We start from the raw sequence: 12,886 nt of genomic DNA, 5'->3' as shown, positions 1-12,886 counted from the left end.
GCTCACCCGCCACACCCGGCACCACCGGCTGAAGCGAGGCGTCCAGGACATACACCCGCGTGTTGTCCATCGGCCGCCCGATCGGCGGCGCCACACCGATCGCATCCGGATCCGTCAACGCCGTCTGCGTCGCACACAGCGTGATCTCCGTCGGACCGTAACTGTTGATCACCGTCAGATCCGGACACACCTCCAGCACCCGCCGGATCGACGACGCCGACACCACATCACCACCCGTGAGGACATGACGCGCACCCGCGAACGCCGCCGGCTCCACCTCCGCAATCGCACGGAACAGACCCGCAGTCATGTGGAGATGAGTGAGCGCATAGCGCCCCACCAACTCCCGCAACGTCGCCGCATCCAGATCAACCCCCGGCGCCACAACCACGATCTCACCACCCGACAACAGCGGCACCCAGAGCTCGTACGTCGAACCGTCGAACGCATGCGAAGCCTGGAACGGAATCCGCCGCGGCCCCTCACTGAACCAACAACGATCCCGCGCCAGATCGGCAACACCCCGGTGCGTGGTCGCAATGCCCTTCGGCGTCCCCGTCGACCCCGACGTGTACATCACGTACGCGACATGCTCAGGAGTGACACTCACCGCCGGCACCGTCGACGGCAAATGGTCCACACGTGCCGGCAGTTGGAGGACACGCGCCGGATCAGCCGCCACACCCTCCAGGACCAGATCATGGCCGGCGGTCGACGCATCGGTCAGCAGCAGACACGCGCCGGCCTCACCCAGAACCGCCCGCATCCGGGCCAACGGCGCCCGCGGATCGACCGGCACATACGCCGCACCCGCCTTCAACACCGCCAGCAGCGCGACGATCAACTCCGCCGAACGCTCCATGAACACCGCCACCCGCGACTCCGCACCCACACCCCGCTCCACCAGCAGATGGGCGAGCCGGTTGGCACGGGCATCGAGCTCGGCATACGTCAGACGGGAGTCCCCGGAGACCAGCGCGACCGCGTCCGGCGTCCGCTCCACCTGCGCACGGAACAGCTCCGGCAACGTCACCCCCGCCAACGCGCGGGCGGTGTCGTTCCACTCCACCAGGACGCGCTCACGCTCCCCGGCGGACAGGACGGGGATCTGGCTCAGGGGCTGGAGGGGGTGGTGTTCGAGGGCGTCGACCACGGCCTCGGCGGCGGCGTGGACCATCGCGCAGACCGCGTCCGCGTCGATCGGCACGGACGCCTGGCACATGATGGAGAAGCCCGTGCCCCACTCGTCGACGGAGGCGATCAGGGGGTAGTTGTTGTGCTCCTGGGCGTGGAGCAGTTCCATGCCCAGGGACTCGCCGTTCGTCGACTCGCCGTTCGCGGGCTCGTCGTTCGTCCGCTCGTCGTTCGCCGGCTCGTCCTGTGTGCGCCTGGCGGCCTGGCCGCTGTGCCGGTAGTTGAAGACGGAGGTGAACAGCGGGGTGCGCGGGCTGATCCCGCTGGCGCGCTGGGCCAGCGCGAGGGAGGCGTGCTCATGGGCCAGCAGCCCCGCGAGCTGCTCCTGCATCCCGCGGACCGCGTCGGTCACGCTCACGGCCGCCGTACGGGCCCGGGCCGGCAGGGTGTTGATGAACAGCCCCAGACTCCGGTCCGCCCCCGCACCACCGTTCATCCGGCCGAACAGCACCGTGCCGAAGACCACGTCGTCCTGCCCGGACGCGGCGGCCACCACCCGCGCCCACACCACGTGGAACAACGTCGCCGGACTCACACCGAGCCGCCGGGCCTGCTCACGCAGCCTCGCCGCGAGCCCCCCGTCCACGGGCAACCGCGCCTCACGGGCATCGGCACCGTCCCCCAGGACGTCCAGCACACCGAACGGCGCCGTGGGCTCCGTGACATCACCCAACAACCCCGCGAAGTACCGCTCGTGCTCCTCCTCTGGCACCCGCAACCGCGCCTGCGCAACGAACTCCCTGAACGGCACCGGCGCCGGCAGACCCTCCCCACGACCGGCAAGAAAGGCAGTGACCTCTTCGGAGAGCACATCCAGCGTCTGGTGATCCATCGCGAGGTGATGGGTCTGAAGTGCCAGGATCCAGCGTCGGTTGGCGCGGTCCTCCGCGAGGTAGGCACGCAACAGGGGTGCCCGGTCGATGGCCATGGACCGGCCGCAGGCGCGCAACAGCTGCTCCACCGCGTCATCGGCACCGTCGGCGAGGTCGAGAACGAGGCGCTCCACCGGCAGTTCGGCCCGGCGGGCGACGACCTGTACCGGCTCCCGCAGCCCCTCCCAGACGATCGCCGTCCGCAGCACGTCATGCCGGTCCACGACGCTCTGCAACGCCCCGACGAACGCCTCGGCCCGCTCCACCGACCCGAAACCCAGCACCGTCGTCGAAGCGTAGGCGTCCTGGTCCCCAGGCTCACGCATCAGATAGTGGAAGAAGATGCCTTCCTGGAGAGGCGCGAGCGGGTAGACGTCCGCCACGTTGGCCACCCCGCCGGGGACCACCGCGGCGATCTGCGCGAGCTCGTCCTCACTCAACCCTGCCAGGGGCAGCATCTCCGGCGTAAGACGCGTGGCACCCGCCGGGATGTTCGTCGCCGGCACCTCCACCTCACCCCGGTGCGCGGCCTGCTCGGCCAGCTTCGCCACCGTCGGCGACAAGAAGAGCGTCTTCACGTCGATCGGCACACCACGGGACCGCAGCCGCTCCACCAACGTCACCGCCAGAAGCGAATGCCCACCCAACTCGAAGAAATTGTCGTCGACACCGACCTGCTCCAGACCCAGCACATCGGCGAAAACCGCACAGAGGACCTCCTCCTCCACCGTCGACGGGCCACGGCCGGTGGAGACGGCCGTGTAGTCGGGAGCAGGAAGTGCGCGCCGGTCGAGCTTGGCATTGACGGTCAGCGGCAGGGCGTCGAGGACGACGACCGCTGCCGGGACCATGTACTCGGGCAGCTGCTCGGCAGCGAACGCCCGCAGCGCCGACGGCAGTTCCCCACCGTCCTGACCGGGAGCGGGAACGGCATAGGCGACGAGCCGCTTGTCCCCGGGACTGTCCTCGCGAACGATCACCGCCGCCCGGGCCACACCCCGGTGCGCGGCGACGACCGACTCCACCTCACCCAGCTCGATCCGGAAACCACGGATCTTCACCTGGTCGTCGGTACGCCCGATGAACTCCAGGTTCCCGTCCGCCTGCCACCGCACCAGGTCCCCGGTCCGGTACATCCGCTCACCCGGAGCGCCGAACGGACACGCGACGAACCGCTCCGCCGTCAGACCCGGCCGGTCGAGGTAACCACGCGCCAGACCGCTACCCGCAATGTAGAGCTCACCCGCCACACCCGGCACCACCGGCTGAAGCGAGGCGTCCAGGACATACACCCGCGTGTTGTCCATCGGCCGCCCGATCGGCGGCGCCACATCGATCGCATCCGGATCCGTCAACGCCGTCTGCGTCGCACACAGCGTGATCTCCGTCGGACCGTAACTGTTGATCACCGTCAGATCCGGACACACCTCCAGCACCCGCCGGATCGACGTCGCCGACACCACATCACCACCGGTGAGGACATGACGGGCACCCGCGAACGCCGCCGGCTCCACCTCCGCAATCGCACGGAACAGACCCGCAGTCATATGGAGATGAGTGAGCGCATAACGCTCCACCAACTCCCGCAACGTCGCCGCATCCAGATCAACCCCCGGCGCCACAACCACGATCTCACCACCCGACAACAGCGGCACCCAGAGCTCGTACGTCGAACCGTCGAACGCATGCGAAGCCTGGAACGGAATCCGCCGCGGCCCCTCGCTGTGCCAGGCACGGTCCCGCGCCAGGTCGGCAACACCCCGGTGGGTGGTGGCGATGCCCTTCGGCGTCCCCGTCGACCCCGACGTGTACATCACGTACGCGACATGCTCAGGAGTGACACTCACCGCCGGCACCGTCGACGGCAAATGGTCCACACGTGCTGGCAGTTGGAGGACACGCGCCGGATCGGCCGCCACACCCTCCAGGACCAGATCGTGGCCCGCGGTCGACGCATCGGTCAGCAGCAGACACGCGCCGGCCTCACCCAGGACCGCCCGCATCCGGGCCAACGGCGCCCGCGGATCAACCGGCACATACGCCGCACCCGCCTTCAACACCGCCAGCAACGCGACGATCAACTCCGCCGAACGCTCCATGAACACCGCCACCCGCGACTCCGCACCCACACCCCGCTCCACCAGCAGATGGGCAAGCCGGTTGGCACGGGTATCGAGCTCGGCATACGTGATCCGGCTGTCCCCGGAGACCAACGCGATGGCGTCCGGCGTCCGCTCCACCTGCGCACGGAACAGCTCCGGCAACGTCACCCCCGCCAACGCGCGGGCAGTGTCATTCCACTCGACGAGGACGCGTTCGCGTTCTTTGGCCGAGAGGATCTGGACCTGGCCGACGGGGTGGGAGGGGTGGGTGGTGACCGCGTCGAGGACCCGGACGAAGCGTTCGGCGATAGCCTCGGCAGTCTCGTGGTCGAACAGGTCGATCGCGTAGCCGAGTTGACCGCGCACCCCGTGCGGGCGGGCAGCGTCGTCGAAGGTCTCCTGCAGGGTCAGGGAGAGGTCGAACTTCTCCGGCGGTTGCGGGCCGGGGGCGACGGTGGTGTTGAGGCCGGGCAGGTCGAGATCAGGGTCGGTGTTGTTCTGGAGGGCGAGCATGACCTGGAAGAGGGGGTGGCGGGCCATGGAGCGTGCGGGGGCGAGTTCTTCGACGAGGCGCTCGAAGGGCACGTCCTGGTGGGCGTAGGCGTCCAGCGCCCGCTCGCGGACACGGTTCAGGACGTCGGCGAAGGTGGGGTTGCCGGAGACGTCGGTGCGCAGGACGAGGGTGTTGACGAAGAACCCGACGAGGTCGTCGAGGGCTTGGTCGGTGCGGCCGGCGACGGGGGTGCCGATGGGCAGGTCGTCTCCGGCGCCGAGGCGGGAGAGGAGGACGGCGAGTGCGGCCTGGAGGACCATGAAGACGGTGACGCCTTCGGTGCGGGCGATGTCGGCGATCCGGGCGTGCAGTTCGGCCGGGACGGCGAGGTCGATGCTGCCGCCCCGGTGGGTGGCCACCGCCGGACGCGTCCGGTCGAAGGGCAGGGCAAGCTCCTGGGGCGAGCCGTCCAACACGGAACGCCAGTAGGCGAGTTGCCCGGACAGTGCGCTGTCGGCGTCCCCGGCGTCGCCGAGGAGGTCGCGCTGCCACAACGTGTAGTCGGCGTACTGCACCGGCAGGGGCTGCCAGGCCGGCGCCCCACCCGCGCACCGCGCGGCATACGCCGTCGACAGGTCGCGCGCGAGGGGGGCCATGGACCAGCCGTCGCCGGCGATGTGGTGGACGAGCAGGACGAGGAGGTGCTCGCGCTCGCCGGAGGGGAACAGGCATGCCCGGAAGGGCACTTGCTGCGAGAGGTCGAAGGCGTGGCCGGCGGCCTCGGCGACAGCGGCGTGCAGGTTGGCGGGGTCGGTGGGGGTGACGGTCAGGACGTCGCCGAGGTCACTGGTCTGGAGGATGTGCTGGTGCGGCTGTCCGTCGACGGTCGGGAACACGGTGCGGAGCACCTCGTGGCGTTCCAGCACGTCCCGCAGCGCGTCCTCAAGCGCGTTGTGCTCGAGGTCGCCCTGCAGGCGCAGGACGGCGGGGATGTTGTAGGTCGAGCTTGTGCCTTCGAGCTGGCCGAGGAACCAGAGGCGCTGTTGCGCGAACGAGAGCGGCAGTTGCTCGGGTCGGATGGTGGCTGCGGTGAGGGCGGGCCGGGAGGTGGCGGCGTCGGCCAGGGCGTGTGCGAGGGCGGCGACGGTCGGTGCCTCGAAGAGGGTGCGGATTCCGAGCTCGACGCCCAGTACCGTGCGGATCCGGGCGACGAGGCGGGTGGCGAGGAGGGAGTGTCCGCCGAGGTCGAAGAAGTTGTCGTCGACACCGACGTGTTCGACACCGAGGATGTCGGCGAAGACGGTACAGAGGAGCTCCTCCTCGACCGTGGAGGGGCCGCGGCCGGTGGAGACGGCCGTGTAGTCGGGGGCGGGGAGTGCGCGCCGGTCGAGCTTGGCGTTGACGGTCAGCGGCAGGGTGTCGAGGAGGACGACCGCTGCGGGGACCATGTACTCGGGCAGGTGCTCGGCGGTGAACGCCCGCAGTGCCGCGGGGAGTTCCTGCCCGTCGTGGCCGGGGGCGGGGATGACGTAGGCGACGATGCGCTTGTCGCCGGGGGTGTCCTCGCGGACGATGGCGGTGGCCTGGGCGACGGCGTGGTGGGCGGCGATGACCGTTTCGATCTCGCCGAGTTCGATGCGGAAGCCGCGGATCTTGACCTGGTCGTCGGCGCGTGCGAGGAACTCCAGGTTCCCGTCCTGCTGCCAGCGTACGAGGTCGCCGGTGCGGTACATCCGCTCGCCGGGTTCGCCGAAGGGGCAGGCGACGAAGCGTTCGGCGGTGAGGGCGGGGCGGTCGAGGTAGCCGCGGGCCAGGCCGGTGCCGGTGATGTAGAGCTCGCCGGCGACCCCGGGGGCGACGGGCTGGAGGGAGGCGTCGAGGACGTAGACGCGGGTGTTGTCCATCGGCCGGCCGATGGGGGGCGCGGCACCGATGGCGTCGGGGTCGGTCAGCGCGGTCTGGGTCGCGCAGAGGGTGATCTCGGTCGGGCCGTAGAGGTGGCGCACGGTGATGCCCGGACAGGACTCCATGACGCGGCGCACGGACGCCGCGGAGACCACGTCGCCGCCGGTCAGAACCTCCCGCACCCCGGCGAAGACCTCGGGCTCGACCTCGCCGACCGCGCGGAAGAGGCCGGCGGTCACGTGGACGTGGGTCAGCGCGTGGCGGGTGATCAGGTCCCGCAGGACGGCGGCGTCGATGTCGGTGTCGGGCGCGACGACCATCTGCCCGCCGGACAGCAGCGGCACCCAGATCTCGTAGGTCGAGGCGTCGAAGGCGTGCGGGGCGTGGAACAGCACCCGCTGCGGCTGCGGGGTGTGCCAGGCACGGTCCCGCGCCAGGTCGGCAACACCCCGGTGGGTGGTGGCGATGCCCTTCGGCGTCCCCGTCGACCCCGAGGTGTACATCACGTACGCGACATGCTCAGGAGTGACACTCACCGCCGGCACGGTCGACGGCAGATGGTCCACGCGTGCCGGCAGTTGGAGGACACGCGCCGGATCGGCCGCCACACCCTCCAGGACCAGATCGTGGCCCGCGGTCGAGGCGTCGGTCAGCAGCAGACACGCGCCGGCCTCACCCAGAACCGCCCGCATCCGGGCCAACGGCGCCCGCGGATCGACCGGCACATACGCCGCACCCGCCTTCAACACGGCCAGCAGCGCGACGATCAACTCCGCCGAACGTCCCATGAACACGGCCACGCGGGACTCCGGGCCGACGCCCTGCTCGGTGAGCAGGTGGGCGAGCCGGTTCGCCCGGGCGTCGAGCTCGGCATAGGTGAGCCGGGTGTCGCCGCAGACCAGCGCGACGGCGTCCGGGGTCCGCTCGGCCTGCGCGCTCAGCAGCTCCGGCAGCGTCGCCCCGGCCAACGCGCGGGTGGTGTCGTTCCACTCCACCAGGACGCGCTCACGCTCCCCGGCGGACAGGACCTGTACCCGGTCGACGGGGTCGGCCGGGCGGGCGGTGACCGCCTCCAGCACCCGCACGAACCGCTCCGCGATCGCCTCGACGGTGTCGTGGTCGAACAGGTCGGTGGCGTAGCCGAGTTGGCCGCTGATGCCCTGGGGGTGGGTGCGGTCGTCGAAGGCCTCGTGGAGAGTGAGGGCGAGGTCGAACTTGGCCGGGGGCTGCGGGCCGGGCAGCACGCTCGCCCGCAGGCCCGGGAGTTCGAGGACCGGGTCGGTGTTGTTCTGCAGGGCCAGCAACACCTGGAAGAGGGGGTGGCGAGCCATGGAGCGGGCGGGGGCGAGCTCCTCGACGAGGCGCTCGAAGGGCACGTCCTGGTGGGCGAAGGCGTCCAGTGCCCGCTCGCGCACGCGCCGCAGGACCTCGCCGAACGACGGGCTCCCCGACACGTCCGTCCGCAGGACCAGCGTGTTGACGAAGAACCCGACGAGGTCGTCGAGGGCTTGGTCGGTGCGGCCGGCGACGGGGGTGCCGATGGGGAGGTCGTCTCCGGCGCCGAGGCGGGAGAGGAGGACGGCGAGTGCGGCCTGGAGGACCATGAAGACGGTGACGCCCTCGGTGCGGGCGATGTCGGCGATCCGGGTGTGCAGTTCGGCCGGGATGGCAAAGTCGATGCTGCCGCCCCGGTGGGTGGCCACCGCCGGACGCGTCCGGTCGAACGGCAGGGCCAGCTCCTGGGGCGAGCCGTCCAACACGGAACGCCAGTAGGCGAGTTGCCCGGACAGTGCGCTGTCGGCGTCCCCGGCGTCGCCGAGGAGGTCGCGCTGCCACAACGTGTAGTCGGCGTACTGCACCGGCAGGGGCTGCCAGGCCGGCGCCCCACCCGCGCACCGCGCGGCATACGCCGTCGACAGGTCGCGCGCGAGGGGGGCCATGGACCAGCCGTCGCCGGCGATGTGGTGGACGAGCAGGACGAGGAGGTGCTCGCGCTCGCCGGATGGGAACAGCCATGCCCGGAACGGCACTTGCTGCGACAGGTCGAAGGCGTACCCGGCGGCCTCGGCGACTGCGGCCTGAAGGGTGGCAGGGTCGGTGGGGTCGGTGGGGGTGACGGTCAGGACGTCGTCGAGGTCACTGGTCTGGAGGATGTGCTGGTGCGGCTGCCCGTCGACGGTCGGGAACACGGTGCGGAGCACCTCGTGGCGCTCCAGCACGTCCCGCAGCGCGGCCTCGAACGCGCTCTGGTCGAGGTCGCCCTCCAGACGCAGGACCGCCGAGATGTTGTAGGTCGAGCTTGCGCCTTCGAGCTGGCCGAGGAACCAGAGGCGCTGCTGTGCGAACGAGAGCGGTAGCTGCTCGGGCCGCGTGACTGCGGTGAGGACTGGCCGGGAGGTGCCGGCGTCGGCCAGGGCGTGTGCGAGGGCGGCGACGGTCGGTGCCTCGAAGAGGGTGCGGATGCCGAGCTCGACGCCCAGTACCGTGCGGATCCGGGCGACGAGGCGGGTGGCGAGGAGGGAGTGCCCGCCGAGGTCGAAGAAGCTGTCGTCGACGCCGATCTGCTCCAGGCCCAGTACGTCGGCGAAGGCCGCGCAGAGCAGCTCTTCTTCGAGGGTGGAGGGGCCGCAGCCGACGGAGACGACGCCGAACTCCGGCACCGGCAACGCGCGCCGGTCGAGCTTGCCGTTGACGGTCAGCGGCAGGGTGTCGAGGACGACGACCGCTGCAGGGACCATGTACTCGGGCAGGTGCTCGGCGCTGAACGCCCTTAGTGTCGCGGGCAGTTCCTGCCCGTCGTGGCCGGGTGCGGGGATGACGTAGGCGACGATGCGCTTGTCGCCGGGGGTGTCCTCGCGGACGATGGCGGTGGCGTGCGCCACGGCGTGGTGGCCGGTGATCACCGCCTCGATCTCGCCGAGTTCGATGCGGAAGCCGCGGATCTTGACCTGGTCGTCCGCGCGCCTGAGGAACTCCAGGTTGCCGTCCGCCCGCCAGCGCACGAGGTCGCCGGTGCGGTACATCCGCTCGCCGGGTTCGCCGAACGGGCAGGCGACGAACCGCTCCGCCGTCAGACCGGGTCGGTTGAGGTAGCCGCGGGCGAGCTGGACGCCGGCGAGGTAGAGCTCACCGGCCACACCCGGCGCCACCGGCTGCAGGGAGGCGTCCAGGACGTAGACACGGGTGTTCCAGATGGGCCGCCCCATGGGCACGGCGGGGCCGGACTGGGCGGTGTACTGCCACGAGGTCACCTCCACCGCGGCCTCGGTGGGGCCGTAGAGGTTGTGCAGCGGGACGCCCAGCAGAGCGTCGAACTGCTCGCACAGCTGTGTCGGGAGGGCTTCCCCGCTGCAGAACACGGTCGTCAGGCCGGTGCAGGTCGCGGCGGCGGGTTCCTGGAGGAACGCCTGGAGCATGGAGGGGATGAAGTGCGTGACGGTGACGCCTTCGGTGTTGATCAGCTCGGCGAGGTAGGCGGGGTCGCGGTGCCCGTCCGGCTTGGCGACGACGAGGGTGGCGCCGCAGGTCAGCGGCCAGAAGAACTCCCAGACCGAGACGTCGAAGCCGTACGGCGTCTTCTGGAGCACCCGGTCCGAGGCGTCGAGCGCGTACTCGGCCTGCCGCCACACGAGCTTGTTGACGATGCTGCGGTGCGCGACCGCCACGCCCTTGGGGGTCCCGGTGGAGCCGGAGGTGTAGATGACGTAGGCCGGGTGGCCGGGCAGCAGGCCGGATTGCGGGGCGTGCCCGGGCCGGTCCGCCAGCAGCGCCTGCGTGCCGGGGTCGTCCAGGACGAGGCGGGGGAGGCCCTGCGTCCCGGGGAGGAGAGGGCCGGTGGGGGCGTGGGTGAGTACGCACTGCGGTCCGGCGTCTCGGAGCATCTGCGCGATGCGCTCGGCGGGGTACTGCGGGTCGACGGGGACGAAGGCGGCGCCGGCCTTGAGGATGCCGAGCAGGGCGACGACCAGTTCGGTCGAGCGCTGCATGAACACGGCCACGCGCGACTCCGGGCCGACGCCCTGCTCGGTGAGCAGGTGGGCGAGCTGGTTGGCCCGGGCGTCGAGCTCGGCGTAGGTCAAACGGGTGCCCTCGAAGACCAGGGCGACGGCGTCCGGCGTCCGCTCGGCCTGCGCACGGAACAGCTCCGGCAGCGTCGCCCCGGCGATCGGGCGGGCGGTGTCGTTCCACTCCACGAGGACGCGCTCGCGCTCCCCGGCGGCGAGGACGGGGATCTGGCTCAGGGGCTGGAGGGGGTGGTGTTCGAGGGCGTCGACCACGGCCTCGGCGGCGGCGTGGACCATCGCGCAGACCGCGTCCGCGTCGATCGGCGCGGATGCCTGGCAGGTGATCGAGAACCCCGTGTCGTCGGCGTCGACGGACGCGAGCAGGGGGTAGTTCGTGCGCTCCTCGGCGTGGACGACGTCGACGCCCTCGATCCCGCTGGCGGTCTGCGTCGTGGTCCCGGCGTGCCGGTAGTTGAAGACGGAGGTGAACAGCGGGGTGCGCGGGCCGATCCCGCTGGCGCGCTGGGCCAGCGCGAGGGAGGCGTGCTCGTGGGCCAGCAGCCCGGCGAGCTGCTCCTGCATCCCGCGGACCGCGTCGGTCACGCTCACGGCCGCCGTACGGGCCCGGGCCGGCAGGGTGTTGATGAACAGGCCCAGACTCCGGTCCGCCCCCGCACCGCCGTTCATCCGGCCGAACAGCACCGTGCCGAAGACCACGTCGTCCTGCCCGGACGCGGCGGCCACCACCCGCGCCCACACCACGTGGAACAACGTCGCCGGACTCACACCGAGCCGCCGGGCCTGCTCACGCAGCCTCGCCGCGAGCACCCCGTCCACGGGCAACCGCGCCTCACGGGCATCGGCACCGTCCCCCAGGACGTCCAGCACACCGAACGGCGCCGTGGGCTCCGTGACATCACCCAACAACTGGGCGAAGTACCGCTCGTGCTCCTCCTCGGGCGCCCGCAACCGCGCCTGCGCAACGAACTCCCTGAACGGCACCGGCGCCGGCAGACCCTCCCCACGACCCGCCAGGAACGCCGCGACCTCTCCCGAAACGATTCCGAGGGTTTCGTGGTCCAGAACGAGGTGGTGGGTCTGGAGTGCGAGGAGCCAGCGCCGGTTGGCGCGGTCCTCCGCGAGGTGGGCACGCATCAGGGGGGCGCAGCCGATGGCCATGGACCGGCCGCACGCGCGCAACAGCTGCTCCACCGCGTCATCGGCACCGTCGGCGAGGTCGAGAACGAGGCGATCCACCGGCAGTTCGGCCCGGCGGGCGACGACCTGGACCGGCTCCCGCAGCCCCTCCCAGACGATCGCCGTCCGCAGCACGTCATGCCGGTCCACGACGCTCTGCAACGCCCCGACGAACGCCTCGGCCCGCTGCACCGACCCGAAACCCAGCACCGTCGTCGAAGCGTAGGCGTCCTGGTCCCCGGGCTCACGCATCAGATAGTGGAAGAAGATGCCTTCCTGAAGGGGCGCGAGCGGGTAGACGTCCGCCACGTTGGCCACCCCGCCCGGAACCACCGCGGCGATCTGCGCGAGCTCGTCCTCACTCAGCCCGGCCAGGGGCAGCATCTCCGGCGTGAGGCGCGTGGCACCCGCCGGGATGCTCGTCGCCGGCACCTCCACCTCACCCCGGTGCGCGGCCTGCTCGGCCAACTTCGCCACCGTCGGCGACAGGAAGAGCGTCTTCACGTCGATCGGCACACCACGGGACCGCAGCCGCTCCACCAGCGTCACCGCCAGAAGCGAATGCCCGCCCAGCTCGAAGAAGTTGTCGTCGACACCGACCTGCTCCAGACCCAGCACATCGGCGAAGACCGCACAGAGGACCTCCTCCTCCACCGTCGACGGGCCACGGCCGGTGGAGGAGGCCGTGTAGTCGGGGGCGGGGAGTGCGCGCCGGTCGAGCTTGCCGTTGACGGTCAGCGGGAGGGCGTCGAGGACGACGACCGCTGTGGGGACCATGTACTCGGGCAGGTGCTCGGCGGCGAACGCCCTGAGCACCGGGGGCAGTTCGGTGTTGTTCTCCTGGCCGGGTGCGGGGATGGCGTAGGCGACGATGCGCCTGTCGCCGGGGGTGTCCTCGCGGACGATCGCGGTGGCGTGGGCGACGGCGTGGTGGCGGGTGATGACCGCTTCGATCTCGCCGAGTTCGATGCGGAAGCCGCGGATCTTGACCTGGTCGTCGGTGCGTCCGAGGAACTCCAGGTTCCCGTCCTGCTGCCAGCGTACGAGGTCGCCGGTGCGGTACATCCGCTCGCCGGGGGCGCCGAAGGGGCAGGCGACGAAGCGCTCGGCGGTGAGGGC

Annotated in this window: 1 protein-coding gene; it reads right to left on the bottom strand. The window is 71.1% G+C overall.

Annotated features, from left to right (window positions below; translation table 11 throughout):
* Positions 1-12,886 (bottom strand): amino acid adenylation domain-containing protein (locus tag ACFC1F_RS39380; RefSeq protein ID WP_376166022.1); only part of this gene is annotated, 12,886 nt, incomplete at both ends.

The organism is Kitasatospora sp. NPDC056181, from assembly GCF_042266225.1.
Classification (GTDB): Bacteria; Actinomycetota; Actinomycetes; order Streptomycetales; family Streptomycetaceae; genus Kitasatospora.
Note: the sequence above shows the minus strand (reverse complement) of the source record. Positions and strands in the feature narration are given on the sequence as shown.